Annotated in this window: 28 protein-coding genes; 10 read left to right on the forward strand and 18 right to left on the reverse strand. The window is 68.8% G+C overall.

The window, feature by feature from the left end; genetic code table 11:
- Nucleotides 1-258 precede the first annotated feature (258 nt).
- On the reverse strand, nt 259-1209 hold the full coding sequence (locus tag FB473_RS12875; RefSeq protein WP_167168430.1) for a WYL domain-containing protein: 951 nt from the start codon (nt 1207-1209) through the stop codon (nt 259-261).
- Between the two features lie 78 nt (nt 1210-1287).
- On the opposite strand from FB473_RS12875, the gene FB473_RS12880 reads away from it, so the two are divergent.
- The 3 genes from FB473_RS12880 (at nt 1288) to FB473_RS12890 (ending at nt 3590) form a co-directional block, all read left to right on the forward strand.
- On the forward strand, nt 1288-1566 hold the full coding sequence (locus FB473_RS12880) for a hypothetical protein (RefSeq protein ID WP_167168433.1): 279 nt from the start codon (nt 1288-1290) through the stop codon (nt 1564-1566).
- 168 nt (nt 1567-1734) lie between these two features.
- Nucleotides 1735-2397, forward strand: a complete 663-nt coding sequence (locus tag FB473_RS12885) for a TetR/AcrR family transcriptional regulator (protein WP_167168436.1) — start codon at nt 1735-1737, stop codon at nt 2395-2397.
- Nucleotides 2394-3590, forward strand: a complete 1197-nt coding sequence (locus FB473_RS12890) for an Acg family FMN-binding oxidoreductase (protein WP_167168440.1) — start codon at nt 2394-2396, stop codon at nt 3588-3590. The genes FB473_RS12885 and FB473_RS12890 overlap by 4 nt, the downstream gene beginning before the upstream one ends.
- A gap of 95 nt (nt 3591-3685) precedes the next feature.
- Here the strand turns inward: FB473_RS12890 and FB473_RS12895 are convergent, their stop codons facing one another.
- From FB473_RS12895 to FB473_RS12950, 11 genes are all read right to left on the reverse strand, one after another.
- Complete coding sequence (locus FB473_RS12895) at nt 3686-4111, reverse strand: organic hydroperoxide resistance protein (protein WP_167168444.1); 426 nt, start codon at nt 4109-4111, stop codon at nt 3686-3688.
- A gap of 67 nt (nt 4112-4178) precedes the next feature.
- Nucleotides 4179-4607 (reverse strand): MarR family winged helix-turn-helix transcriptional regulator, encoded by a 429-nt coding sequence (locus FB473_RS12900; protein WP_167168447.1) that lies wholly within the window; start codon nt 4605-4607, stop codon nt 4179-4181.
- 88 nt (nt 4608-4695) lie between these two features.
- The gene (locus FB473_RS12905) at nt 4696-5661 is read right to left on the reverse strand and encodes a hypothetical protein (protein ID WP_167168450.1); all 966 of its coding nucleotides are present in this window, start codon (nt 5659-5661) and stop codon (nt 4696-4698) included.
- An 82-nt stretch (nt 5662-5743) separates the two neighbouring features.
- Nucleotides 5744-6271 carry a methylated-DNA--[protein]-cysteine S-methyltransferase gene (locus FB473_RS12910; protein WP_167168453.1) on the reverse strand — a complete coding sequence of 176 codons (528 nt, stop codon included), beginning with the start codon at nt 6269-6271 and terminating at the stop codon, nt 5744-5746.
- Nucleotides 6268-7761 (reverse strand): AlkA N-terminal domain-containing protein, encoded by a 1494-nt coding sequence (locus FB473_RS12915; protein ID WP_167168456.1) that lies wholly within the window; start codon nt 7759-7761, stop codon nt 6268-6270. The genes FB473_RS12910 and FB473_RS12915 overlap by 4 nt, the downstream gene beginning before the upstream one ends.
- Nucleotides 7762-7856: 95 nt before the next feature.
- Nucleotides 7857-8447 carry a TetR/AcrR family transcriptional regulator gene (locus FB473_RS12920; RefSeq protein ID WP_167168459.1) on the reverse strand — a complete coding sequence of 197 codons (591 nt, stop codon included), beginning with the start codon at nt 8445-8447 and terminating at the stop codon, nt 7857-7859.
- 40 nt (nt 8448-8487) lie between these two features.
- Nucleotides 8488-10008, reverse strand: coding sequence for an MFS transporter (locus FB473_RS12925; RefSeq protein WP_167168462.1), 1521 nt, complete (start codon nt 10006-10008; stop codon nt 8488-8490).
- 81 nt (nt 10009-10089) lie between these two features.
- Nucleotides 10090-11277 carry a carboxymuconolactone decarboxylase family protein gene (locus FB473_RS18055; protein WP_243863566.1) on the reverse strand — a complete coding sequence of 396 codons (1188 nt, stop codon included), beginning with the start codon at nt 11275-11277 and terminating at the stop codon, nt 10090-10092.
- Between the two features lie 233 nt (nt 11278-11510).
- Nucleotides 11511-12398, reverse strand: coding sequence for a helix-turn-helix transcriptional regulator (locus FB473_RS12940; protein ID WP_167168465.1), 888 nt, complete (start codon nt 12396-12398; stop codon nt 11511-11513).
- Between the two features lie 145 nt (nt 12399-12543).
- Complete coding sequence (locus FB473_RS12945) at nt 12544-13191, reverse strand: SDR family oxidoreductase (protein WP_167168467.1); 648 nt, start codon at nt 13189-13191, stop codon at nt 12544-12546.
- 137 nt (nt 13192-13328) lie between these two features.
- Entirely contained in the window at nt 13329-13979 is a 651-nt protein-coding gene (locus FB473_RS12950; RefSeq protein ID WP_167168470.1) for an NAD(P)-dependent oxidoreductase, read from the reverse strand.
- A gap of 179 nt (nt 13980-14158) precedes the next feature.
- On the opposite strand from FB473_RS12950, the gene FB473_RS12955 reads away from it, so the two are divergent.
- From FB473_RS12955 to FB473_RS12965, 3 genes are all read left to right on the forward strand, one after another.
- Complete coding sequence (locus FB473_RS12955; RefSeq protein ID WP_167168473.1) at nt 14159-14542, forward strand: winged helix-turn-helix transcriptional regulator; 384 nt, start codon at nt 14159-14161, stop codon at nt 14540-14542.
- A gap of 310 nt (nt 14543-14852) precedes the next feature.
- On the forward strand, nt 14853-17540 hold the full coding sequence (locus tag FB473_RS12960; protein ID WP_167168476.1) for a helix-turn-helix transcriptional regulator: 2688 nt from the start codon (nt 14853-14855) through the stop codon (nt 17538-17540).
- 138 nt (nt 17541-17678) lie between these two features.
- Nucleotides 17679-18491, forward strand: a complete 813-nt coding sequence (locus FB473_RS12965; protein WP_167168479.1) for an alpha/beta hydrolase family protein — start codon at nt 17679-17681, stop codon at nt 18489-18491.
- 30 nt (nt 18492-18521) lie between these two features.
- Here the strand turns inward: FB473_RS12965 and FB473_RS12970 are convergent, their stop codons facing one another.
- Entirely contained in the window at nt 18522-19010 is a 489-nt protein-coding gene (locus FB473_RS12970) for an OsmC family protein (RefSeq protein WP_167168482.1), read from the reverse strand.
- 452 nt (nt 19011-19462) lie between these two features.
- Between FB473_RS12970 and FB473_RS12975 the strand changes: the two genes are divergently transcribed.
- Genes FB473_RS12975 through FB473_RS12985 form a run of 3 tightly spaced genes read left to right on the forward strand, consistent with a single transcriptional unit; the run spans nt 19463 to nt 22162 of the window.
- A complete protein-coding gene (locus FB473_RS12975) occupies nt 19463-19996 on the forward strand; it encodes a hypothetical protein (RefSeq protein ID WP_167168484.1) in 534 nt (177 codons plus the stop codon).
- A 10-nt stretch (nt 19997-20006) separates the two neighbouring features.
- Nucleotides 20007-21284 (forward strand): hypothetical protein, encoded by a 1278-nt coding sequence (locus FB473_RS12980; RefSeq protein WP_167168487.1) that lies wholly within the window; start codon nt 20007-20009, stop codon nt 21282-21284.
- Nucleotides 21281-22162 carry a hypothetical protein gene (locus tag FB473_RS12985; RefSeq protein WP_167168490.1) on the forward strand — a complete coding sequence of 294 codons (882 nt, stop codon included), beginning with the start codon at nt 21281-21283 and terminating at the stop codon, nt 22160-22162. The genes FB473_RS12980 and FB473_RS12985 overlap by 4 nt, the downstream gene beginning before the upstream one ends.
- Before the next feature lie 52 nt (nt 22163-22214).
- On the opposite strand, the gene FB473_RS12990 is transcribed toward FB473_RS12985, so the two are convergent.
- Entirely contained in the window at nt 22215-22583 is a 369-nt protein-coding gene (locus FB473_RS12990; RefSeq protein ID WP_167168493.1) for a Fic family protein, read from the reverse strand.
- Nucleotides 22584-23394: 811 nt separating this feature from the next.
- Between FB473_RS12990 and FB473_RS12995 the strand changes: the two genes are divergently transcribed.
- Entirely contained in the window at nt 23395-23766 is a 372-nt protein-coding gene (locus FB473_RS12995) for a PH domain-containing protein (RefSeq protein WP_167168496.1), read from the forward strand.
- A gap of 49 nt (nt 23767-23815) precedes the next feature.
- Here FB473_RS12995 and FB473_RS13000 read toward each other — a convergent pair whose 3' ends face one another.
- The 4 genes from FB473_RS13000 to FB473_RS13015 are packed head-to-tail and all read right to left on the reverse strand — an operon-like array spanning nt 23816 to nt 26623.
- The gene (locus tag FB473_RS13000; RefSeq protein WP_167168497.1) at nt 23816-24310 is read right to left on the reverse strand and encodes a secondary thiamine-phosphate synthase enzyme YjbQ; all 495 of its coding nucleotides are present in this window, start codon (nt 24308-24310) and stop codon (nt 23816-23818) included.
- A gap of 30 nt (nt 24311-24340) precedes the next feature.
- On the reverse strand, nt 24341-24817 hold the full coding sequence (locus FB473_RS13005; protein WP_208390562.1) for a secondary thiamine-phosphate synthase enzyme YjbQ: 477 nt from the start codon (nt 24815-24817) through the stop codon (nt 24341-24343).
- A 10-nt stretch (nt 24818-24827) separates the two neighbouring features.
- On the reverse strand, nt 24828-25565 hold the full coding sequence (locus FB473_RS13010; RefSeq protein WP_167168499.1) for a triose-phosphate isomerase: 738 nt from the start codon (nt 25563-25565) through the stop codon (nt 24828-24830).
- A complete protein-coding gene (locus FB473_RS13015; RefSeq protein WP_167168500.1) occupies nt 25562-26623 on the reverse strand; it encodes an amidohydrolase family protein in 1062 nt (353 codons plus the stop codon). The genes FB473_RS13010 and FB473_RS13015 overlap by 4 nt, the downstream gene beginning before the upstream one ends.
- Nucleotide 26624: the final 1 nt, after the last annotated feature.

Genomic DNA, 26624 nt, shown 5'->3' on the forward strand with positions numbered 1-26624 from the left:
GACCTGCTCGGAAGCGAGGTCGTCCGCGACGGTCTGCGCGCTCTGTTCGCCCGCGAGCAAACCGTCGAGACCTGGCTGCGCACCGAGGTCATCTCGCCGAGTTGCACGCGGCGACTCTCCGGGAACACGACTCGTGATCCGGAGGCTCGTCTACTCACCCCGCGCACGGCAGCAGCTCACCGACCTCTACCTCTGGATCGCGGAGCAATCCGGCTACCCCGACAGGGCCGAAGGCTATGTCTCCCGTCGCGCTCAGACTCACGAGCCCGCGTCCAGCAACCGCTGCCCGAGGACGCGGACAGCCGTCCTCAACTCGGTTCCCTGCTCCACACGGAAGGCCACCGGAAGCTCGGCGAGCAGTTCGGCGTACCAGGCGGGGTCGCTGGTCGACCCGACCAGCCGACACCGGTGCTCGTCCACCGGTTCAAGGTGGCCGATCGAGCGCGGCAACCAGCTCACCTCGTCAACCGGGGCCTCGATCAGCACCCGGGTCGGATACTCCCATCCGGCCGCCAGGCTCTCCTCCAGGACCTCGACGGGATCCAGGTCCGCCGGGAGGTCGAACCCCGTGTCGGTGACCTCGACGCTTCGCACCCGGTCGAGCCGGTAGGTTCGCACGGCTCTGGTCTCGACCCGCACGCACACCAGATACCAGCGCCGCTGGCGGGCGACCACGCCCCACGGTTCGATCAGCCTCACCCGCTCGACGCCCGCCTCCGAGCGGTATCCGAGCCGTACGACACGACGCGCCGAGCATGCCTCGACCAGCGCGGCGGTGGTGGCCGCATCCGGGCGCACCGCATGCCGATCGGGGACGGCGCGCGCCGTCCGGCGGACGGAGTAGGCCTGTGCCGCGACCGCCTCGGGCAGCGCGCGCAGGATCTTGGCCAGCGCGCTCCCCACGGGATCGGCGGTGTCGGTGGCGTCCCTGCCGGCGTCGAGGGCGACCATCACGAGCCCGAGCGCCTCGATCGCGCTGAAGACCAGCGGGGGCAGCCGCACGCCCCTGCCCACGGTGTAGCCGCCGTAGGGTCCGCGACGCGAGAGGATCGGTATCTCGGCCTCACGCAGGATGCCGACGTATCGGCGCGCCGCCCGCTCGGTCACGCCCAGGGCGGCGGCCAGCCGCTCGGCACTCACACCCGGGTTCGTCTGGATGACCTCCAGGGCGAGCAGCGCTCGGGCGGTCGGGCTGGACTCCGTGGGCACGAGGACTCCCGAAAACTCGTCGAATGGGCCGGCACAATCCGGAAGTGGACTGTCCGGAACCGACTCTACGGTGTCGGCATGACCGAGAGAATCCTCTTTACCGCCGCCGTCGGGATTCCGCTCGTCCTGCCGCGGACGACCGTCCCCGACCCGCAGTCCACGCCACGACGGACCGGCTCCGCACGCGGGCCGTTCCGCGCATTCGTCCGGTGGCTCCGCCACCCACGACCCGTCCCATTGACGCAGTTACCGCCCGAGGTGCTCCGGGACGCCGATCCGGCCCTCCACGACAGCGTCATTCCCCTGCGAAGGGACTGGTACGGCGGGGACGCCCGCTACCACAGCCCCTACCACTGACCGACCCCGTCCCCGGTGGCAGCAAGCGCGCGGCCGCCGGGGACGGACAGGGGTTGCCCCCGGCCTGCCCACGCTCTCGCCGGCGAGCAGTTGGCGAACCGTATGAACACTCCTACGGTTGGAAACCGCGAGTTTACTTCACGTCATACGAGTGCAGCCAGGTGGGTCATGGGACAGGAAGAACGCCGTCAGCAGAGCATGGAACTCAAGAAGCGTGACATCGTGGACGCCGCCGAGAGGGTCTTCTTCTCGAAGGGCTACCAGAGCTCCTCGATGAACGAGGTGGCCAAGGATGCGGAGTTCAGCAAGCGCACCGTCTACACGTATTTCACCAGCAAGGAGCAGATCTACTTCGAGATCATGATCCGGGGCTACCGGTTGCTCCTCGACAGGCTCGAACGCGATCTGCGGGAGACGAACCCTGCCGACGCGCTTCAGGAACTGCGCTGCATCTTCCTCACGTTGTTCAGCTTCGGCCAGGATCATCCCGACCACTTCCGGGCGATCATGGACTACGAGACGAAGGGTTCGGACAACAGGCCGGGTGTCCCGGACGAATCCCGGGACGAGTGCTATCGGCTGGGCGAGCAGTTGTTCGGCCACCTCGCCCACGCGCTGGCCCGCGGCCGTGCCGAGGGAACGTTCAGCGATGTGGCCGATTGCGGATCGGCCGCGTTGACCCTGTGGGCATGCGCGATCGGGGTGCTCAACACCGCACTCAAGAAGGCCTCCTACCTCGAGGGCTACCACCACGTCGACCCGGACGAGTTCGTCGCCAGTTCGTTCGACATGATCACGCGCCTGATCAGCACCGGCGGCGATCCGGCATGAACCGCAAGGTGATCAAAGTGGCGCTGATCGTGGTGGCGATCCTCGTCGGCATCTGTCTGCTCGCGGTGAGCGCGCTCATGGCGATCAGCGGAGCCTGGACGAGGCGGACGTACCTGGAACCCTGGGGCAGGGACTACGCGTCCTCGCACGCCGATCCCCGGGTGCGCCTGGTCGCCACGGGCCTGCTGGCGGCGAGCAATCACAACATGCAGCCCTGGCTGATCAGGCTCGACGAGGACGACGCGTCGTCGTTCCTCCTGTACGCCGACAGCTCCCGGATGACCCCGCAGGTCGATCCGGAGGCACGTCAGCTGATGATCTCGCAGGGAACCTTCCTGGAGTACGTCGCCGTGGCGGGCGAGCACGAGGGCTGGGACGTGCGGATCGACCTCTTCCCCGACGGCCAGTACGACGAGGACCACCTTGCCGAGAGCATGAACGAGACGCCGGTCGCCAGGGTCACGCTGTCGGCGGCGGAGGCACATGACGCCCCCCTGTTCGACGCCACCTTCCTGCCGGACACCAACCGGGCGGCCTACGAGCCCCAGGCGCTGTCCCCGGAGCAGGTCGCCACCCTCGAAGCACTTCCGGAACAGGACGACGAGGGGACGGTGTCCGTCCTCCAGGACGACACCGATGTGCGGACGATCGGCCAGTACGCGATGCGCGCCGCCACGATCGAGGCGGGCGTGGCCCGGGTGATGGACGAGGGCAACGCCATCTTCAGGGCCAACGAACGTCAGAAGAACCTCTACCGCTACGGCTATTCCGTCGAGGGACAGGGCACGACCGGGCTGATGAAGCACATCCTGCAGGGGTTGCTCACCCTGCGTCCGTCGCTCAACACCGGCCCGGCGGCGTCCGAGAACTTCATCCGGAGCACACAGACCTCCGTGGACGCCACCCCCGCCTACGCGATGATCGTGACCGACGACAACAGCCGGCGCGCGCAGGTGGAGAGCGGCATGCTCTACAGCCGGCTCGTCCTCACCGGGCACACCCTCGGCCTGGCGATGCAGCCCCTCAGCCAGGTGCTGGAGGAGTATCCCGAGATGCGTGTGCCCCACGACGAGTTCCAGGCGCTGTATGCACCCGACGGGGGCACGGTGCAGATGGTGTTCCGCGTGGGGCAGCCCACCGAGAACGTGCCGGTGAGCATGCGGCGCGACGTCATGGACCTGATCGAGGGCTGAGGCGGCGAGCCCTCACGAGGGCACAGCGCTGGGGCCGGGTGGTCCGGCCCCAGCGCGTCGCGGTCACCGACAGGCGGCCGGCCGCATGCGAGTCGTCAGTCCTCGACGACCGAGATCGTGACGTCGATGTTGCCGCGGGTCGCGTTCGAGTACGGGCACACCTGGTGAGCCGCGTCGGCCAGCGCCTGGGCCTGGTCGTGCGGCAGGTCGGGGATGGTCACCTCGAGTTCGACGGCCAGCTGGAACCCGCCCTGGCCGTTGGGGCCGATGTGGACGCGTCCCCCGACGCTCGAGTCGGTGACCTTGACCTTCTGCGAGCGCGCGACCGCCTGCAGCGCGGAGTGGAAGCAGGCGGCGTAGCCGGCCGCGAACAGCTCTTCGGGGTTGGCGCCCTGGCCGGAGCCGCCCATCGACTGCGGGATCGCCAGGTCGAGGTCGACGCGGCCGTCGGTCGTGCGAACGTGGCCGTTGCGGCCCTCGCCGGTCGACAGTGCTTCGGCGGTGTAGAGAATGGTCTCCATTGTTTCGTCCCTTCCGGATCGAACTGTGTGGTGCGGGTTGTGGTGAGTGTGGATCTCGTGGTGCGGGTCAGGGCCTGACGAGGACGCGCAGCCGCCGGATCAGGTCGTCGGCCTGCTCCCGCGTGATCGACAGCCGTTCGCCGAGGCATCTCGGCACATCGGCCAGTTCGTCGCGCAGCGCCGCGCCCGCGTCCGTGAGCCCGATCGCGACGACGCGCTCGTCGTCCGCGCTGCGCGCCCGGGTGATCAGCCCTCGGGTCTCCAGCCGCTTGAGCAGCGGCGAGAGCGTGCCCGAGTCGAGCCCGAGCAGGGAGCCCAGCCGCCCCACCGTCAGATCGTCCTCGCTCCACAGGGCGACGAGCACGAGGTACTGGGTGTAACTGAGCGACCACGGGGCGAGGAGTTCCCGGTAGACCTGCCCGATCCGCCGGTCGGCCGAGTAGACGGCGAAGCACAGCATCGGGTCGATGGCTGCTGCGGCGGGCGACTGGGTCATGTGACAATGATTGCACGCAATTCAATTGTGCACAACTAAAATTCTCCGACCATCCCACCCACGGACACTCGACTCGACCCGCAGCCGGTCAGTATGCCGCGAGCTGTCGTTCGATGTCGCCGATCTTCAACCGGAGTTCGCGTTGAAGGCGCTTGTCCTGCTCGGACGATGCCACGACGCTCGCGTTCACCGCACGAGTGCTCGCGTCCACGCCTGCGACGGCAGCAGTGATCCCCCGCTCCGCCTGTTTGAGCGACGAGGCCAGCGCGCCCACCGAGGCGGAGATCGCGCCGCCCATCCGGCTGACCGCTTGTTCAAGGTTGGCGAACCCCTCGATGACGGCTGCGGTCGTGCGCCGCTGTTCCCAGATCTGGGCGAACACGGGGTGGCATTGCGCGTCATAGACGACCGGTGCGAGACGCCGGATCTGCGATGTGGCCGCCCGCGCCGCCTCGCTCGTGTCGATCTCCACCGGGAAGGGCGCCAGCGCCTCCGTCCCGCCGAACGAACGGTACCGACCGATCGCGTGGACGTAGTCCCCGGATAGGACACCCAGCCTGGACAGGGTGCGGTTGTACTCGCCCAGCGCCGCGTAGGCGCCCTCGATGCTCGCCCAGAACGGCGAATAGGCACCGTTGCGGTAGTGCTGTTGTGCATCGACCCCGCCCTGACGCGCCTGTGCCAGCCAACCGGGCAGGTTGCCGAACGCCTCGACCGCCTCGGCCGAGACGCGCTCCGCGCGGGCCTTCTCGACAGCCATCTCATTGAGCCGGACCCGCTCCGCCTCCGCCTCCTGTAGGGCGGCGGCCGCCCGAGCAGCCCGATTCGTCTTGTTGGCCCCGCTCAGTTCCGCGATGAGGCCGATCACCACCGCAGCGGCCACGATCACGACCATCACGCGCAGATAGCCGAACCAGAACTGGCCCGGCGTGTCCAGGATGAGGATGTAGACACCCAGCCATCCCCCGAGGACAGGCAGCGCACCCCACCAGGCCGCCTGAAACCCCCACGCAAGTGCATCGAACACAGCCTTGACAACCTGTTTCCCCCCCATGGGAGGAGTCTGCCACAGCCGGATCACAGAGCCTGCCGCCGATCTCACCCAGGGAGAAAGCTGCGGGCCGAGACGAATGCGGTCATGCCTCCGGTTGGATGGCTCGCTCGCGTCGTAGCAGGCTCCGCTTGACGGACACTCCCCACGCGAAGCCCGCCAGCCCCCCGTTCGCGGCGACCACCCGATGGCAGGGGACGAAGAGCCCGCAGGGATTCCGGGCGCACGCCCCGGCGACGGCACGCGCACCGTTCGGCCTTCCCAGCGCCGCGGCCAGCTCGCCGTAGCCGACGACGGTTCCCGGCGCGATGTCGCGCAGGCGCTCCCAGACCTGGATCTGGAGGGGCGTCCCGCGCAGGACGACGGGCACGGACGCCGCCGTCGCCAGATCACCGCCGTAGTAGGCACGCACCGCCGCGGCCGCTCGCGTCGCATCGGTGTCGGATGCGCCGTGGGAAGCATCAGGATCGACAAGGTCGTCCAGATGCGCGCGCCGGGCGAGTGCCGCCGCGTCGTCGTCCCAGCCCGATGCGAGCACCGAGCCCTGGGCGTCCTCGATCACCGTGAACGGCCCGTCGGGGGTGTCGACGGTCTGGATCCGCACTGTTGTCATGGGTGTTGTCCCTTCTGTGTCGAGGCACGCCACAGGTGCATCGTGAGGTAGCTGCGCCACGGGGCGACGGGTGCCACCTGCCGGGCGATCGCGAGTTCGCTGTCACCGAGTCCGGTGCGCCGGGCCCCGGCCCGCATCGCGGCGTCGCTGGTCAGCAGGACGTCGGGATGCCCGAGGAGCCGCATCGCGAGGTAGTCCACGGTCCATGGGCCGACTCCCTTGACGGGGCGCAGGGTCTCGGCGAGGCTCTCGCGGGTGTCGTCGACGCCGAGTTCCAGGTCTCCGGCGGCCATCGCCTCGCACACCCGGACGACCGTGTCGATACGCGCCCGCGGGCCGGACAGGAAGTCCGCGCCGTCTTCCGCGATCGCCGAGGGGGCCGGGAACAGGCGGGTGACCTCGGGTCGGCCGTCGCCGCCGGTTCGGGCGATGCGGGACGGCAGGGGCTCGCCGAGGCCGTCGACGAGGCGCTGCAGATGGGTGCGTGCGGCGGCGACCGAGATCTGCTGACCGATCAGCGCCCGGACGATGGCCTCCTCCGGCCCGGCCGCCCCCGGAATCCGTATCCCGGGCGCGGCGGCGACCATCGGCGCCAGCCGCGGGTCGGCGGCAAGGGCGGCGTCCGCCCCTGCCGGGTCGGCGTCGAGATCCAGCAATCTGCGTACCCTGCTGACGACCACCGGGAGGTCGGCCAGATCCTCGACGCGCATCGACGCCTCCAACCGCGTCCCGGTGTCGACGATCTCGACGACGGCGGCCCGCCGGCCGATGCGCAGGCTCCGCCGATAGGAGTTCCCGGTCACCGACTCGAGGCCGTCCACTGCGCGCGTCCCGAACCATCCGAACAGGCCCCTCACGTCGATCGGCTCCCGATACGGCAGGACGACGCGCACATCGCCGCCGAGCCCTTCGCCGTGCCCGGCCCGTCCCCCCGCTCGCGACCGCTCGCGGAGCTGGGTCGGGGACATCCCGAAGACCTCGGCGACAGTCTCGTTGAACTGCCGGATGCTGGCGAACCCAGCGGCGAACGCGAGATCGCTCATCCGCATCGTCGTCGAGACGATCAACTGCCGCGCCGTGTGCGCGCGGTGAGCCCGCGCCAGCGCGAGCGGCCCGGCGCCGAGCTCAGCAACCAGGACGCGTCCCAGCTGGCGCTCCGAGTAGCCCAGACGCCGGGCCAGTCCACTGACGCCCTCCCGCTCGACGACGCCGTCGGCGATCAGCCGCATGGCTCGCGCAGCGACATCCTCGCGCAGGTTCCACGCGGGACTGCCCGGCATCGCCTCGGGCAGGCATCTCCGGCACGCCCGGTACCCCGCGAGATGGGCGGCCGCGCTCGTCGGGAAGAACTCGACGTTGGTGGGCTTCGGCGTCCGCGCGGGGCAGCTGGGACGACAGTAGATGCCGGTCGTGCGGACGGCCATGACGAACTGCCCGTCGAACCTGCGGTCACGGGAGGTGACCGCCCGGTAGCGCTCGTCGAAGTCCATGCCGCAAGTCTCACACCGGGAAAGGCACAAAACTAGCGGAAATCGGACGCGGCACTGTGGCCGCACCCACCGTCGCTCCCCGGACCGGAACCGGGTCAGCCCTCGCCCCAGGGCAGCCCGTTCCACAACTCGGGCCGGCGGGTGAGCTCGATCAGGCGATCCCCCAGTCTGCGGTACTCCGGCCCGTCGGCCGAGGCACCCCACAGCGGCGCGCTGTCGACACCGTCGGCGGCTGCGGTCACCAGGACGAGGACATCAGTCGGCAGACCGTCGGCGTCCAACTCCCTCCGGAGCTCCTCGGCATCGAGTCGCGCCAGTTCGGCGACCGCGGGAATGGTCATGAGCTGGGTGATGAGCGCGAGCGCCTTCCGGGCGGCGGCTTCGTCCTCGGCCGGGGTGAACAACGCCCGGACGTAGGCGCGGGTCAGTCGGCCCGGCATGGTGTCGTCGGGGTCGAGTTGGGAGACGATGTCGGAGCGAAACGACTGCAGCAGGTCGCGGGCGAGTTCGAGGAGCAGTTCGTCCTTGCTCGCGAAGTGATAGATCAGCCCTCCCTTGGAGACTCCGGCCAGGCGGGCCACATCGTCCAGGGATGCGTGGACGCCCCGGTTGCGGATGACCTCGCCCGCCGCGTCGAGCAGCAGTCGCCGGGTGTCCTCGGCCGATCGGCCCACGGTACGTCCCACGGCTCCCCCTCCTCGGTGTCGGCGTGTCCTCCCGGCAACGCTAGCGGCCGTCGGACGCGCGGTGCGAGGGAATCAGCCGCCAGGCGATGACGACGGCACCGAAGGTGAGGACGGCGGCGACCACCGTGGTGGACTGCATGGCCGCGACGAACGCCGCGCGCGCCGCCTCCGCCAGCGCCGAGCCGGGCTCCAGCACGTTGAGGGCCGAGCCGAGCGAGTCCCGCACCTGGGCGCCGACCCCGGGATCGATCCCGTCCGGGATGGACGCCGAGACGTTGTTCCGGTACCTGGCCGACAGGAAGGAGCCGAGCACGGCGATGCCGAGCACCACACCGAGTTCCTGGGCAGTCTCGGTGATCGCCGAGACCGCTCCGGCCCTGTCGGCGGGCGCCGCCGAGATGATGGCGTCCCCTGTCAGCGTCGAGGCCAGCCCGATGCCGAAGCCGATGAGCGCCAGGCACAGGCCCAGCCACACGTAGGCGTCCGCGCTCTCGGCGATCGCGATGAGGGCCAACCCCGTTCCTGCCATCGCCAGGCCCAGCGCGATGGCCCGGCCCCGCCCCAGTCGCCGCAGCAGGAACCCGATCAAGGCAACCACCACGACAGACGCGATGGTGGACGGCAACTCGGCCATGCCCGCTTGAAGGGGGCTGAAACCGCGGGCGAACTGGAGGTACTGGGAGAAGAAGAACAGCAGCCCACTGAGCGCGAAGATCGCGACCACGTTCGCGGCCACCGCCCCGGAGAAGGCCGGACGCCGGAACAGGTCCACGTCCAGCATGGGATTCGGCAACCTCCTCTGCCGCCGGACGAACAGCACCCCGCTGCCGGCGCCGACGACCACACAACCGGCGATCAGCGGGGTGAGCCCCGAGCCGACGATGTGGGTGATGGCGTACACGACGGGCACGACGGCGACCATGGACAGCCCTGCGGACACGGCGTCGAAACGCCCCGGCTCCGGGTGCCGCGACTCCGGGAGCAGGACGATGCCCGAGGCCACGACGAGTACCATCACCGGCACGTTGATGAGGAACACCGATCCCCACCAGAAGTGCTCCAGCAGGAAGCCGCCGATCAGGGGCCCGATGGCCGAGCCGGCACCGAAGGCCATCGACCAGATGGCGATCGCCCTGGTGCGCTCGGCGTCGTCCGGGAACATGTTGCGGATGAGGGACAGCGTGGAAGGCATCAGTGTCGCGCCGGCCGCGCCCAGCAGCAGCCGGGCGGCGATCAGCATCTCGGCGGAGGTCGAGAAGGCGGCCACCAGGGAGGCGAGCCCGAATCCCACCGAGCCCAGCAGCAGCACCCGCTTGCGTCCGAGCCGGTCGGCGAGGTTACCCATCAACACCAGCAACCCGGCCAGTGCCAGGGAGTAGATGTCGCCGATCCACAGCACCTGTTCGGCCGTGGGGCCGAGGTCGGCGGTGAGCGCCGGCACGGCCAGCGACAGCACGGTGCCGTCGATGGCGAGCAGCAGCACGGCGGCGCCGAGGACGGCCAACGCCGCCCACCGGCGCCTCCCGGACAGCACGGATGCGGAGTGGGGACGAAGGGTCATGGTCTGAAACAGTACCGACCAGTCGGTATAGTTTTCAAACCTACCGCTCTCCCCCGAGCCCGGGTCTCGCTGGAACCCTGATCAGCCGAGAGCGGCATACTCCTCGTCACTGACGGGTTCGAGCCACTCGCTCGTCCCCTTGGTGATCGCGATATGGGAGAACCAGCTGTCCTTCGCCGCGCCGTGCCAGTGCTTCACCCCGTCGGCGATCTCGACGACGTCCCCGGGCCTCAGCGGCCGAGCGGATTCCCCCGCCTCCTGGAACCAGCCCTCGCCGCCGGTGACCAGCAGCAGCTGATACCCGTCGTGATGGATGTGCCAGTTGTTGCGGCAGCCCGGCTCGAACGTCACGTTGCCCACCGACACGTCGAAGCGCGGATCGCCCACGAGCGTCTGCAGGTAACTCGCGCCCGTGAAGTACCGGGCGAACCGGTCGTTGGGCTCCCCCGCAGGGAAGACGACCCCGTCCTTGACGTCCTCATTACGTGCCATGTCGCTTGTCTCTCCTTGTGGTTCGGGTGGAACGATGTCGTCGATCGCTCTGAGGGCATTGAGCGTGCGCGGGTATCCGATGTAGGGCAGCAGCTGGGTCACCACGTCGATCAAGGTCTCCCGGCCGTTGCCGACATTCAGGTTGGCGCGCACGTGGCCCCGTACCTGCGGCTCGCAGCCCCCCTGCGCCACGAGGATCGACAGAGTCAACAACTCGCGAGTCGGGATGTCGAGCCCGGTGCGGGTGTAGTGATCGCCGAAGCAGTTGCCCGACAGGAACCGCTGTATGTGGAGTTCGTCCGCCGGGGAACCGGCATAGAGGGATTCGAGGACCTCGGCGCCGATGATCTCGCCCTGGACCCTCCTGCCCTGCTCAAGACGCGTCTGCGGCGTCGTCGTCGACTGGCTGGGAAGCGGCAACGGCACACCGCGCCGGACGAGTTCCTCGTTGACCGCATGGACGAAGTCGACGACCCTGCCCATGCCCGCGTAGGGAACTGCCTGGTACACGATCTCCTTGACCTGCACAGGGGTGACACCGGCCGTGAGCGCGGCGGACAGCATCACCCGGAACTCGCCCAGGGCCCCCATGCCGATCAGCGCCGCGAGCTGGGTCATCAGGCGGGTGGACCGCGGCAGGTCACCATGCCGCAGCACCTCGTCGAAGGCGAAGTCGTCGAAGTAGGCGATGAGCTCCGGATCGGTCTGTGACAAGGTCGAGCGATGGTTCGGGAAAAGCTCGTCATGGTTGCGGCGCGCGGTGTCGTTGGCTGTCATGAGTTCTCCTGTCCTGTCCGGTGTCGGCGGGCGACAAGCACCCTGGGGCTCGTGGTCGTTCGTCGCCCGATGCCATGGCCGGACGACCCGAGCCCGTGGTCCGTGGTATCCGGTCGAGGCCCATCACACGCCGGATCACAGGGGTGCGGGAGTGGCTGATCTTCCGGGTACCAGCAGGGCCTGCCTCCCGCGGGTGGCCCGCCCGTCCGGCATGAGCGGGCCTTCCGACCGCCTCACTCGCCGAGCTGACCGGCCGCCGCCGCGTCCCACTGCGTCGCCGCCCAACTCGCGAGGAGCGCGAAGGCATCCGCCGAGGGCGTGTTGGGCTCGGGGTTGTAGGCGAGGATCGTCAACCCGGTGTCGGCCGACAGGCCGAGCGCCTCGAAGGCCAGTTCCAGACGACCGACCACCGGGTGGTTGAACACCTTGACTCCCGTGCGGTGGTATTTGACGTCGTGGGACGCCCACAGCCGGCGGAAGTCCTCGCTGCGCGTGGAGAGCTCGCCGATCAGCGCGGTCAGTTGCCTGTCGTGCGGGGCCCGGCCGGCCTCGGTGCGCAGGATCGCGACGGTGTCCCAGGCGGCCTTGTCCCAGTCGCCCCAGAACTCGTGCGCCGCGGGGTCGAGGAAGCAGAATCGGGCATGGTTCACCGGACGGGCCGGGTCGCGGTACATCGGGGCATAGAGGGCCTCACCGAGGAGATTCGCCCCGAGGACGTCGAGCCGGTCGTTGCGGACGAACGCCGCCGTGCCGACCATCGAGTCGAGGATGCGCTGGATCACGGGCCGCACCGATGCCGCCGCCCGCGGGCGCGAGGACACAGAACTCGTCCCACGCTCGTTCGCCGTGCGGGCGAGATCGAACAGATGACCCCGTTCGGCCTCGTCGAACTGGAGCGCCTGCGCCAACGCCTCCAGGACGCTGTCGGAGACGCCCCGCAGGTTGCCGCGTTCCAGGCGCGTGTAGTAGTCGACGCTCACCCCCGCGAGCAAGGCGACCTCCTCCCGGCGCAGGCCGGGGACCCGGCGATGGCCCCCGTAGGCGGGCAGCCCGGCACGCTCGGGTGACAGCCGCGCCCGGCGCGACATGAGGAACTCCCGTACCTCGGTGTGGTGGTCCATGCCCCGACGCTACGACGCGCGCCTGCCGAATGGGAGGTTCCACCAGTGCCTGCCTGGGCCTGCGCGCGGCGCCCGGCGGTTCGCTATCACGGCACTGCGGAAGGTCGCGAGACCCTCCGGGGTTCTCGCGACCCGGTGTCGCTCGTCAGCCGCGGACGGCCTGCGCGATCGGCGTCCGCCCGTTGCCGAAGGGCAGCGTCCGCCCGATCGTCGAGTCGTCGGCGAGCACCGCCGCCACGACCCCGGCGACGTCCCCACGCGACACGCGTCCGTCGCCGAGATCCTCGCCCACCTCGATGAGCCCGGTCGGCTCGTCCAGCGTGAGGGGGCCGGGGGCGAGGATCGTCCAGTCCAGGCCGGACGATCGCAGGTGCTCGTCCGCGGCGGCCTTGGCCTCGGCGTACGGGAAGAACGAGTCGGCCGGGGGCACTCCGTGGTCGCGCCGCGAGCCGATGTAGGACACCATGACGTAGCGGAGGACGCCGGCCGCGCGTGCCGCGTCCATCGAGCGGATGGCCGCGTCACGGTCGACCGCGTAGGTGCGTGCCGGGTCGCCACCGCCGGCTCCCGCCGACCACACGACGGCGTCGTACCCACCGACGAGGTCGGTGAGGCCGTCCACGTCGAGACCCTCGACGTCGGCGACCACGGGACGCGCCCCGGTCGCCGCGACGTCGGCTGCGTGTGCGGGGTTGCGGACGACGGCCGCGACCTCGTCGCCCCTCGCGACGAGCAACGGCGCCAGGCGTAGGGCCACCTTGCCGTGGCCACCGATGATCATGATGCGCGACATCGCGTCTCCTTCCGGCGAACGGGTCTCCAGCGTAGGCGGTCGCCTGCACCGCCCGCGTCGGATCTGTCACCACCGACCTGTCGCGGCCGGGCGCCCTGGAGCGATTCCGGCCACGACGGTGTCAGCACGGAGACACCTCAGTAGGCGACGGTGAACCGTGCACGACGGTGCGCCGGATGCTCGACCTCGTCCACGATCGCGAGGGCGAGATCGGCCCCGGAGATGTTCGACTGCCCGTTCTCGTCGACGAGGAGGACGTCGCCGCCGACGCGGAAGGTCCCGGTGGCCTCGCCGGGCACCCATGCCCCGAACCCACCGGCGGGGCTCACGAAGAACCAGTCGAGAGCCTCGTCACTGACCCGAAGGTCGTCGAGGACGCCCGCCAGCTCGGCTGCCTCGGGCCTGAACTCGTCGGGGAAGCCCTCGGTGTCGACCACCCGCGGCCCACCGTCGGCCACCAGCAGCGACCCCGCGCCACCGACCACGCCGAAGCGGATTCCCTTGTCGCGGGCCAGATCAGCGACCTTCTTCTCGACGGCACGCAGCGTCCCGGCACCCTCCAGCGCCCCGCGTGGCGACAACGCCGAGACCACGACGTCGGCCCCGTCCACCGCGGCCGCGAGCACCGCGTCGTCGAGGACGTTCCCCGTGCGGTACTCGACGCCCGCTACCGGGGTCTCCGGCACCTTCCGGCTGTAGGAGACGACGGAATGCCCCTTGCCGGCCGCGACCGTGACGAGGTTGCGGCCTGCGTACCCGGTGCCACCGAGGACGGTGATGTTTGCCATGTGAAACTCCTTGTGTTCGTGGTCCTGCGTCGTGTTCGTAGTCCTGCTCCGGACCGGGGCTTTCCCCTCCGACGTCCATTAGTTACCATAGGAGAGCCAGTCACCAAACGGAAGTAGGCACTTCCTGGTGACCTGGTCACCAGGAAGTAAGTGAGCGGGCAACCGGCGAGGGGGACGCGGTGGGCGGTCAACAGTGGAACCCGTACGTTCGCGACTGCCCGACGCGGCAGTTGCTCGACCGCATCGGCGATCGATGGACCGTGCTCGTGATCGGCGCTCTCGGCGACGGGCCCCGTCGTTTCTCCGAGATCGCGCATCGCGTCGACGGCGTCTCGCAGAAGATGCTGACCCAGACGCTCCGTGCGCTGGAACGCGACGGACTCGTCACGCGCACGGCCTATCCCGAGGTGCCGCCGAGGGTCGAATACGAGCTCACGGAACTGGGCACAACGCTTCGCGAGCCCTTGAAGGCGCTGGAGGACTGGGCGACGGCCCACATGGGAGGCGTCCTCGACTCGCGCCGCCGTGCCGATCAGCCGGCGGATGCCGGATCGTCCCGATAGACCGTCCGGGCGAGGCGGCCCAACCCTGATTCACGCACATCGACACGCCCGTCGAAGCCCTGGAAAGCGCTTGCTCGGGCGTGTCGATGTGCACGGAGCAGGGCGTAGACCCGGCGATTCGTCCGAGCGAACGGATCGAGACGGCCGGGCCCACGACGCGTGGATCACCGGCCTGCCTCATCGGCCGATGCCCGGAAACCAGCACGGCGTACACGACCGATCCCGGTGGAGCGGCGTAGCCTGACTCGCAGGAGGAGACCACCGGGCACGAGGCGTGCGCGGGCCGGTCGTCACATGGGGGTGTGAGCCGATGTCGGACGAGGTCAGCGGACCGGAGTTCCCGCGGCCGGATCCGATGGCGGGCGTGCCGCGTCTCCCACCCGGCACCATCCCCCGCCGGCGCCTGCTCGACCAGCTGTCGACCGACGCAGCCCTCGTCGTCCTGCGCGGCCGGGGCGGCACCGGGAAGACGGCGCTGGTCGCACAGTGGTTGCGTTCCGGTGGCCTCGACCGCCTCGATCCGCCGGCGATCAGGGTCGCCTGGGTGACCACGGAGCCCTCGGCGTCCTCACGGGCGAGCTACTGGCTGCAGGTGCTGGACGAGTTCCACGCCCTCGGCCTGGTTCGCGATCGCGACTACCAGCGCGACAGCATCGCCCTGAACGGCTCCGGCAGCGACGTCGACGCGGCCGTCCGCCGGTTGCTGACCCGGTGCGGCGAGGGGCTGCTGCTGGTATTGGACGACTTCGGCCCGCCCGGTGATTTCTGGGACGAGGTCGTCACCGACCTGGTGACGGGGTTGCGCGCCACGTCCGATCTTCGCGTGGTGGCCATCGGACGCTCCCCCACCTCGTTGGAGGACCCACTGGTGCAGATCAGTCTGCCGATGCGCATCCTGACCGACGACCACCTCGCGCTGACGAGGGACGAACAGGCCGCGATCGTGGACGCCAGCCACCTGGACCTGGAACCCGAGGCGCGAGCCGCGCTGCTCGACGCACCCGACTCGACGCTGCCGATGATCCTGCGCTACCTGCTCGCACTGCTGAGGAACTCCACCGAGCCCGGTCAGCGGATCTCGTCGGAACGGCTCCGGCACGTGCTGCGACCGGCCGTGCAGCGGGAGTTCTCCCGGCGGGTCCCCGATCCGGCGATGCTCCGCTTCCTCGAGATCACCGCCCAGGCACCCTATTTCGACGAGGCCCTGGCGCGGACCCTGACCCAGGAGGAATCAGCGGCCGACCTTCTCGCGCGGGCCGAGCGCGGCGGGGCGGGGCACTGGACGAGTTCGCGTGGCCGCACCGTGTTCCGGTACAGCGACCATGTCCGGGCCACCGCAGCGTCCCTCGACTCGAAGCGCCGGGCGCCGGAAGCCGTGCGGGCGACGCTGTCCGAGGTCTCCCGCTGGCTCGCCGAGCAGGACGACACCTTCACCGCCCTGGAGTACGCCCTGCGAGCCGAGGATCTCGACCACGCGTCCACCCTGCTCGCCCGGGTGTTCGCCCAACTGACCTGGGACAGCGGTCAGCGGATCGCGGCGCTGGTGGAGGAGCTGCCGGTGGCACGCGTCCACCTCCACCCGATCCTCGCCATGTACCGGGGACTGATGCTCAACGCGCAGCGGGGCAGCCAACTGCAGGCGCTGGAGTACTTCGCCTCGGCAGCCGTCATGTCGAGGGCGCGAGGCTCAAAGCTGACGCCGGGTGAGCGCGCCGTGCTGTGGGTGCAGGAATCGGCGGCCATGCGGTTGTTGGGCCAGCAGAACGCCGCCGCGCACGCCGCCCGCAAGGCGGCCAAGGTCGTCGAACGCGACGCCGATCACGTGCTGGACGAACTCGCGCAGACCACATCGACCGTTCTGGTACAAGCCGGCTACTCCCTGTTCTATGCCGAGGGCGTGGCCTCGGCGGAGGAGGTGCTCCAGCGCAGCCGGGTGCTGGCCAGACAACAGGGGTGGGCTCCCCAGGCCAACCGGAGCCATGCGGATCTCGCCGCGATGGCGGCCTTCACCGGGTGCGTGCGCGATGCACGGGAGCTCCTGGCGCTCATCGATCCGGAGGCGTGGCCGGAGAGCTGGCTGAACGGCTACCACGGGGCGATGCGCAACATCGCCGAGGCATGGGTGGCGATCAACGAGGGCCGGTTCCCCGACGCGACGGCCGAACTCGCCGTGCTGCGCCCGCATTTCGACGCGATCGAGCACTGGGAGTTGATCGCGTCCCCATTGGCGCTCGCCGACACGCTGGCAGGACGCGGGGCCGCGGCCGAGGCATGGTTCAACACGACCGTCCGTGATCGCACCAACCGGCGGACGCCGCCTTCGGTGGTCGACCGGGCGTCGGTGACCAGCCGATTGCTCGCGCTGGTGACCGGCTCGAGTTTCCTGGGCGCATCGGTGCGGCGCAACTCACCGGTCGCAGCGCAGACGAAGGCACTGGAGAGTCTGCATCTCACGCTGGCCGGCCAGGACGCCGCGGGCGTCGCCTCGCTCGCCGCCGCCGAGTCCCGGCCCGTCACCGCGCTGGACCGAATGCTCGTGGCCGTCGCAGGGCTGGCCGCCGCGCACCGGGGCGCCGCCGACCTGGACCCGGCCACATTGAGCGGACGGGTGCTGGCCATCCTCTCCGCGGACGAGCTGCGCTGGCCACTGGCGTTGCTCGGTTCGGCAGAACGCGAACGGATGCTCGCGGAGGTCGATGCCGCCGACCGGAACCGTCTCGCCGAAGTCTTCTCATCGATTCCCTCGCTGGTGCCCGCGACGCCGCGCGGAGCCGCGCATGTGGCTCTCACCCCACGGGAACGGCTGGTGCTGCAGGAGCTCACCGAGACAGGAAGCCGCGCGGAGCTCGCCGAGCGGCTGTTCACTTCGCCGAACACGGTGAAGTCGCAGCTTCGTACCCTGTATCGCAAGTTGGACGTCTCGTCCCGGGAGGAGGCGCTCGCGAAGGCGGTCACACTCGGACTGCTCGGCGGTGACGATGCGCGCAAGGCGGGATGAGGGCGTGACGATCCTTCCACGATCCCGGCCGCATGCGGCCGACCGCCGCCCGCGACCAGTGGAAACGTCGGAAAAGCGCGCCGACCATCCGTCGAACACTCGGATCGGTCCCCTCGTTCACACGTACCATCCGTTGTCATGGTGGATTGGCTCACGGACGCCCCCGGCGCGGAGACCCAGCACGTCGTCTTCCCTAGCGGTTCCGCGACCCTGCACGGGCTGCTCTACACGCCGGGTGGCAACCGACCTCATCCCTCCGTGGCGCTCTTCCACGGCTTCCCCGGCTGGGAGAACAACGGCGACATCGCCTACGCGCTCGCCCGGGTGGGCTGGGCGGTGTTCGTGCCCCACTACCACGGGAACTGGGGCATGCCGGGCGATTGGTCCTGGGCCCACGCGATCGAGGACGCGGCAGCAGCCACCGACCTGCTCGGCGACCACGAATTCGCAGAGCGGTACAACCTCGATCCCACCCAGGTGGCCGTGGCCGGCAACAGTCTCGGCGGTTTCCTCGCGCTCATGACCGCCGCGGCCCGCCCGGGCATCGCCTCGGTGGCGTCGATCGCGGGCTTCGACTTCGGTGCCGCCGCCGAACAGTTCCGAGCCTCCCCGGAGACCCGGAATGCCTACGTCGACCTGTGGCACGAGGACACGGCCGTGCTCTCCGGTACGAACGGCGAGGCTCTCATCAGCGAGATCGAGGCCGCCGGGGACGCATGGAGCCTGCGCGCGCTCGCACCCCGGCTGAGGGATCGTCGGGTGCTGCTCGTCGCGGGCGAGCGCGACACGGTCGCTCCCCCGGACATGCACCACGAGCCGCTCGTCCGGGCGCTTCGCAGCGCCGGGGGCGCCCCCACCACCCAGGTGCTCGACACGACCCACTCGTTCACGGATCAGCGCCTGGCGCTCACTGCCCTGCTCGTCGATTTCCTCGGTACGCCCGCCCGCTGACGAGCGGCCAGGGGCACGCCGGGCCGCCCACTATTCGGCCTGTTCGGCGAGACGGATGGTCGGCTCGTGGTGGACCGGAGTCCGGACGGACCTGGCGATGAGGCAGAGTGGGCCGACGCGATCATGTAGTTCCAGCGCGAGCCCTGCGTCGTTCCCGGCCATGATGGTCACGGTGGGCCGGAGGGTGACGGAGGCGAACTCCCCGCCACCGCTGTGGTCGGGATCCATCGCCAATTCTCCCGACGCGTCGTCGACGTAGTCGAGCACCACGATCCCCGCGTCGGCGGCGAGGTGCAGGTACCACAGCATGTGGCACTGCGCCAGCGCGGCGACGAACAGTTGCTCGGGATTCCATCGCGCGGGGTCGCCGCGGAAAGCGGGTGCCGACGAGCCCGGCAACGTCGGCGCCTGCCCGGCGTCGATCTCGAGATCACGGGAGTAGGCGCGATACGACGAGGTTCCCGTACCCAGGTTGCCGGTCCAGCGCAGCCGCACGTCGTGGCGATGAGGCCTTGGCATTCGTCTCCCCGTTCTGTCGATCCCGATCGTCGGCCGACAGCACAACGCTATGCGCCGCACGCGAAGGGTGCGGCGCACAAGAAGACGAAGAAGACGATCGCGGCGATCGGCAGCCCCTTCGGCACGATCGCCACGGCTGCCAAGCCGGCCGACGCCGGTCTTTTCCTCCGCGTGCACCGGGTTGTCCGCCGAGGGCGTGACTCAGTTCCTTCAATCTGCGGCCGCCCCATCCTCGACTAGGCGAAACGCTCCCTTCCTTCGGCGATTCTCCCGAATTGAAGGAACTGAGTCACGCCCACCTGCGGGCTGGTGCCCACCCGAGCGGTGTCGCCACCGCCAACTGCCCCGATCGGCGGCCACACCGCCCCGGGGAAGGCGGCCCAGGGGCTCTGACCCCCGCCGTCGATACGATCACGGGCAAATACCGGTCAGCTGGACGAGAGGTGGCTCGGATGTCTCTCCGGGACAAGGTGGAAGTCGAGGTCGAGGACAACCGGGTGCAGCGGTTGCTGATCAATACGCGCTGGAAGGATCACGGAACTCCCGAGGAACTCGCCGAGGCGATCTCGCAGGCGATCAAGGCCGCGATGCCGCAGCAGGAGCCGTCGGACGACACCGACCCGCAGCGTCCCCGCGTCCGCCACATGTCGGTCAACGAGCTGCGTGAGTACATGGCGATGCATCGGGCCTACAGCCGTCGGGCACTCGAGTTCAGCCGGCGGGCGGTGCGAGGAGAGTTCCGGGGAGAGGCGAGCCCGGGTCCCGCGCCCGAAGGGCAGAACGTGGACGTGCGCTTCTCGGCCGGTCGCTTCGACAGGATCCTGCTCAACCCCACATGGGCGTCCCGGACCGCGACGAACTCGATCATGGAAGCAATACTGCGGGTGCTCGACGGGGTCGACCTGGTGGCCGCCGACCCCGGTTCGGACGAGTTGGCGGCCCTCCGAGACGAGCGGGCCCGCGTCCGCGATTTCGCGAGAGCGTGAGGGGGCGGACGTGAGCGACGCATACGACGCCACCAAGGCGATCGAGCAGACCTGCAACGACCTGGTGGACAGCTACGAGGATCTCGCCGAGATGGGCGCCGGCCTCCTGGCGACGATCAAGTCCACGATCGGGCAGCTGAGGCAGTACAAGTACACCGTCCACTGGTCGGGCAGCTATTCGAACCCGAGTGTGGAGTACCGCGACGACCCGTACTCGTGGTGGGAGAAGGCGCTCATCTGGACCGGCGGCGGAGCGATCACGGAGGAGATCGTCGATCACCCTCGTCAGCAGGAGGCCCTGGATGCGCTGGCCGACACCCAGGGCATCGTCGACGGCGCCGACGAGAAGTTCGAGTTCGACGCCGGCCACATGCGTGACTCGGTGGCCAGCATCGCCAGCCACATGTCGGGGTGGGTCGGTGTCTCCTCGCTGGTCTCGCGGCTGATCTTCCCGAGCCGCGCCAGCCAGGTGCCGACCTCCGGCGACATCGACGGCTGGCGCAGCCCCTCGGCCTTCAGTACGTACGAGGACAACCTCGCCATCCAGCACGACGCCCACGAGACGACAGCCACTAGCATCGAGACCATGCTCACGCGGGACGGGAACTTCGTCGAGACTCTCGGCGACCACCTCATCGTCTTCGCGGAGTTGCAGGGTGACCAGAACGAGTACTACGCCGGGCTCGTCGCCCAGGACTGGGCGCCGGACAAGTGGAGCATCACGTCGGTCATCCAGATCGTGGGCGAGATCGGCACAAAGGTGACCCAGTTCCAGCAGTTGCAGGTGGACGAGATCAAGGCCGTGGTGTCCACGCTCAATTCCGCGGTGTCCGACATCCTCCAGACCGAGGAGCAGAAGAACACCATCAACCGCCTCAGCGAACCCAGCGGCCAGGGCGAGGTGGGCTGGCCCGAGCCGGCCCCGTTGTCGTCCAAGAAGGGCGCGGGTGAGACGTCCTACTACGACCTCACGTTCCAGACCCAGTACTTCAAGGACCACATCACACACTGGTCGGACCTGTCGGGTGACTTCACGGCCCCGGTCGACCAGGCCGAGGCGGCACCGGCCATCGAGACGATGTTCCACCAGTTCCCCGGTTTCATGGCGACCACCGCGTCCGGGCTGAACAGCCTGGCCGACCACATCAAGGACAAGGCTCTGGTCCGCGGCAAGGCCGCCACGAAGGAGATCTCGGAGATCCTGGACGACACCATCCGCACCTACGTCGCGGGCGAGGACCTCAACGCGCAGCAGGCGAACGAACTGCAGAAGCTGCTGGACGAATGACACGGCGTCCGATCGTCCTGGGGGCGGTGGCTCTGGCCATGACGCTCGTACTCGGCGCCTGCACACAGTCGCCCCCGGACGCCCCGGAGCCGTCGTCCCTGGTGGCAGAACGGCTGGCGCAGCTCGCCGAGGCCGCAGACGGGTTCTCCAAGGTCAGCGTCGGCCCCGAGGATCTCGACGCGTACGCCCTCGACGGATCGGACCTCAAACTCTGGCATCTCCTCGACGGCGTCGAGCCGACGACCGCCGTCAGCACAAGCGGGCCCGCAGTGTCCTTCGACAGTGTGGACGGCGCGGCGATCCAGCAGCAGGTCGAGACCCTCTCCGCGCAGTGTCAGACCGCCGGATACCGGGTGGACGTGGAGGCGATCACGCCCACCGCCTTCGCCGCCGAGCTGCGATGCGGGGACGACTCCTTCAGTGGCCTGCTCACGACCGAGCCGACCAGCGTGCTGCTCAACGGCGATCCGCTCCCCGATCACTCCGGTGCCTCGATCGAGCAGACCTGGCAGACGGTTCTCGACCAGGTGGCGACCCTCGATCCGAGCACCACCATCGCCCAGCTCCAGATCGACGAGGACGACGTCTCGCTCCGGCTGGCGGACGACTCGGCGACCAACGGGTGCAGGCCGGCCCTCGTCATCGCCAAGGACGGCAGCGCCCTGACCTGGGCATGCTGGGCCACCGGAACCGAGGCAGCCATCCCGCTCGACGGGTTGACCGCCTCCGGCCTCGCCGCCACACAGCAGGCAGCGATGTCCGCCGCGGGCGTCGCCGGCACGTCGGGGCTGGAGGTCACGATCTCGACCAGCGCCACGCGCGAACCCGAGCTGCGCGTGCAGCAGGGGTCGCAGAGTGCGACCGTCCCGCTCAGATGAGGTGACCGGCGCGGTTCGGCGGGGGGCCCTCCGCGGGCGCTATCGGGCCACGTCAGGCCTGATGCCACTGGGCCAACTGCATGGCCGCCTCTTGATAGGCGATGTTTCCGCTGGCCATCGCCACGACCACGTCGTAAGCATCGTCGTCGGGAGCGTCGAGACAGACGCCGTTCAGACCGTAGAAGACAACAGTCACAAGCCAGCCGAGGCGTTTGTCGCCGTCGATCAGGGCGTGATTGCGGACCAAGGACTCGAGAAGAACCGCTGCTTTGTCATCGAGGCCGGGATACGCATCATCGCCGAACACACTGACTCGAGGTCGGTGCACGGCGGAGTCGAGGAGCCCGATGTCGCGGATCGGTCCGACGCCCAGGTCGCCGACCAACGCGAGCAGATCGTCCAGGGCTAGGTACTCGATCACTGGCCGAGACGGTCGAGCAGACCGGCATAGCGATCTCGACTTCGAAGACCCGATGGCGTACCCCGCATTCGTCAGACGAATCGGAGCAATCGTTATGGGCACCTTCGGCAGGCAGCTTCATGGCACTCCCATGTAGTGATCGAAGGAACGTGCGATCGCCTTCGAGTGAGTCCGGGGTCGATTGCAGCCGACAGCGCGGTTCAGCACCGCCGGCGCTCGGCTTACGCACCGCCCCGGACGCCTCGGTTCTGCCGAGATCAACTCTTTGGCGCTTCCTCGTTGCCAGCGAGTGGGAATCAGGATCCCCGGGCACCCGCGAGCACACATGACAGGCTCGCACGAGCTTGCCGGTCCGGCGCAGCCACACCGCATGCCGATCGGGCCCTTGCCGTCAGCCTCTCCCGCTCCGCCGATCAGGGTTGCCGGCCGACGGCGTGACACAGTTCCTTGAATTTGCGTCAGCCTCGGCGCCGACTAGGCAAAACACCTCATTGGCGCGGTAGTTCCACCGAATTGAAGGAACTCAGTCACGCATGCTCGCCGTCTCCTGGTCCGCGACGACCCGCTACTCGGGTGGAAAGCACGCTGTCAGGCAGGATTGTGCTCGGAAGGCGGGTATCCGCCCCACCGTCGCCACCATCACGGCGCGGCAAGCAAACGGACAGGGTCGCGGCACCGAGATACCTGCCGTCCGGGCCGGTGAACAGGGTCAGCACGCTTTTGTCCTGGCCGGTGGATACCGTATCTCGTGCCTCACAGACGAGGCACCGCGAGCGGAACCTCCCTCGCGCCGTGATCCGAGGAGCCAGCAATGGAGACATCAGAGATTCTCGCCTGGACGCTAGTAGCCGAATGCCCGATTCCGCAGGACGTGCAGCCGCTGCTCGCCCAGGGCGAGCAGCCCGTGGCCGCCTACCGCACCTTCCGCGACACCGCGATCTTCACCAACATGCGCCTGATCGTCCGCGACGCCCAGGGCATGATGGGAAAGAAGATCGAGATCTACTCACTGCCGTACTCACGGATCGACATGTGGTCGTCGGAAAACGCCGGCACGCTCGACTGGAATTCCGAACTGGAGATGTGGACTCGTGTCGGCCACATCAAGGTGAAGCTCGGGAAAGGTATCGACGTGCGCAGGCTCGACAACCTGATCGCCAATCTCGTGCTCCATTCGCGCTAGCGGCCGATCCTGGCCGCGGGGCAGGTTCCGCGGCAATCCCCCGACCGCCCTAGCCGACGATCGCAACCCTCACCGTGCGCTGACGCGCGCGAACCTGGTCGAAGTCGGCGAAATAGATCCTGCCGAACTCGCCCAGCTCAAGCTGGTGGCCCACCAGCGGGATGACCACAGAACGCCCGAGGAGCACCGACCGCAGGTGCGCGTCGGTGTTGAGGCTCCAGACGGGCTCCTCCGCACGCTCGGCCTGAGCGATGCGGATGTGCTCCGGCCCCGGGTGCAAGTAGTCCCCCTCGGTCGTGCAGGTGGGGAAGATCTGCGAGAGCCCGTTCACCATGTCCTGCAGGACGAACTGGGTGCCCCAGTAGTTGACGTCGTCCGACTGCTCCTGGATGAGCACACTGCACGTCGTGTGCTGCGAATACACCGTCACCAAGCCGTCGGCCATCTCACTGGCCTTCACCGCCTGAACGACCCTGTCGGTGACGTCGTCGAAGGTCACCCGGCGGTCGGACTGGATCGTGAAATGCTCGTGCACTGTCGTCATTGTTCCCCTGTTCCTCTGAATATCAGCTTGTCAATCGCCCATCACGGTGATGGAGACCTCCCGCTCGCGTGGGCGGGTGTGATCGAAGTCGATGAAGTAGATGTGCCCGAACGAGCCGAGGTCGAGCGTCCCATCGACGACCGGCAGCGTCTCGCTCCTGCCGATGAAGACCGATCGCAGATGGGCGTCGGTGTTGAGGGTCTCGGGCTTCGACTCACCGTGCTCGCGCGAGAACTCCGTCAGCTCGGGCCCCGGATGCCGGTACTGTCCCTCGGCGCGCGTTGTCGGGATGAGTTGCTCGAAGACGTCCCACAGATCCTGCTGAAGATACTCGAGCCCGTTGTAGGTGAGATCGATCGAGTCTTCCTGCGTCATGACAGAGCAGGTCGTGTGGTGGGTCGAGACGACACACACCCCGTCGTTGATGCCGGACTCCGCGATGAACGCGCGTACCTCGTCGGTGATCCTGTGGAACGAGGGCCGCCCACCGACGGAGGTGATCTTCACGGTAGAGCGCCTAGTCGCCATGGCACGCATTCCTTTCTGACGCGGGAACCGTTCCCGCGATCCTTTGGTCTCTCGCATGCGCGAGCGCGCCGATCATGTCCCGAGCCGCGCGCACGGGGTCGGGAGCAGCCACGATGCCGGAGGCGACGCCGACGCCGTCGGCGCCGGAGGCGATCAGCGCGTGGACGTCCTCGGGCGAGGTGATACCCGCGGCTTGTTCGACGAGCGTTTGCGGGCTCACCGCATGTACGGCCCGCGTCGAATCCGCAGCGAAGCCGAGGGGGACGCCGCCCGAGGTCCCGATGCGGTCGCTGGGCTCGGGGTTGATGACATCAGGACGGAACCGGGCCAACGCCTCAGCTTCCTCGATGCTGTCGGCACACACGAACGAGAGCAGGCCGAGTTCCCGGGCCCGCTCGATCGATCGACGGAGCATGCCGATGGACATGGGGTCCTCGATGTGATTCATGACCACTCCGGCCGCCCCCACCGCCCTCACCGACTCGGGCAGGATCTTGGACAGCCCGCGTCCGGGATCGATCAGGTCCATGTGCGGGGCGAGGACGATCAGCCGACTCGTGTGTTCACAGACCCGCCGGAGTTCGACGAGCGGCGCGATGAACAGCACGTCCACGTCGTAGCGGCCCGCCTCCTCGTCCGCGACACGCGCCAGTTCCAGCACGGCATCGCCATACAGGTAGTTCTTCACCCCGATCTCGAAGAAGGGCGCCCGCACATGCCGGGTCATGGGCGTGCCGTCCAGGTCGCGGCGACCGGCCCGTACGTTCGGGCGGCGTTGTCCCAGAAGACGGCGGTCACCTCGTCGTGGCCGAGCCCGGCCGACTCCGCCGCGTCCAGGAACGCGGCAACCTCTTCATAGAGCATCATCGTCAGGCTTCCCGCATCGTCGGTCTCCCGCATCGAGGGATCGTCGCTCACGTCGCCGTACAGCCCGCGGGGCACGACGTTCACGTAGCGGCCGTCCTCGACCACTCGGTGACCCCGCAGCCCGAAGATCGGGAGGTCCGACCCGAACATCACCCGGGATGGGTCGACGGCGGCGAGCAGCAGGCGCATGACGTCGGAGTTCGTGTTCGCGGTGATGTCGAAGAGCAGGTGCTCGCTCCTTTCGAGGGTGGCCATGGCGTCGCCGACGTCCGCCAATGCGTAGGCGCGACCGATGTGGGTGACGATGACCTGCGCACCGGGATAGTCCCGGTCGATCTGCATGAGCTGGGCAAGGTTGACCGGATCACCGAGCCTGCCCGGTCGCGGGACGTGCAGCATGACGACCCAACCGCGCCGATCCGCCACCTCGAGTTGATGCCGGGGCAGGAAGTCGAAGATCTCGATGTCGTCCTTCGGGATCGAAGGGTCCGCGAAGTTCAGGTAGGGCTTGCATCCTGCGAATCCACCGGCATCGATCCGCCGCTCGAACTCCGCGGCGTCCCAGGTGGGCCGCGTGACAGCCAACGCCGGAAGCCTGTGTGCATGGGCGTCTGCGCTCACATGGTCGTTGTTCGCGTCCACGTCGGTACTGGTGTCGATGTTGCCGAAGATGGCGGGGGTGACCGACTGCGCCGGGAACATACGCCGATAGGTCTCCAGAAGGTCGGCCAAGGGGTTGGTCGCTGCGATCCGCGCGGCCCACGCCGCCGAACGACGGGGTGGATACGAGCCTTCCGGCAGGACGTCGTCGGCATACCACACATGTGCGTGGCCGTCCATCATCCGCTCAGGGAGCGCATCGCGCAGGTATCGGTCGTAGAACCGTATGTCGGTTTCGGTGATCTCGGGCACGGCCATC

The sequence above is a fragment of the Brooklawnia cerclae genome (assembly GCF_011758645.1).
In the GTDB taxonomy this organism is placed as follows: Bacteria; Actinomycetota; Actinomycetes; order Propionibacteriales; family Propionibacteriaceae; genus Brooklawnia; species Brooklawnia cerclae.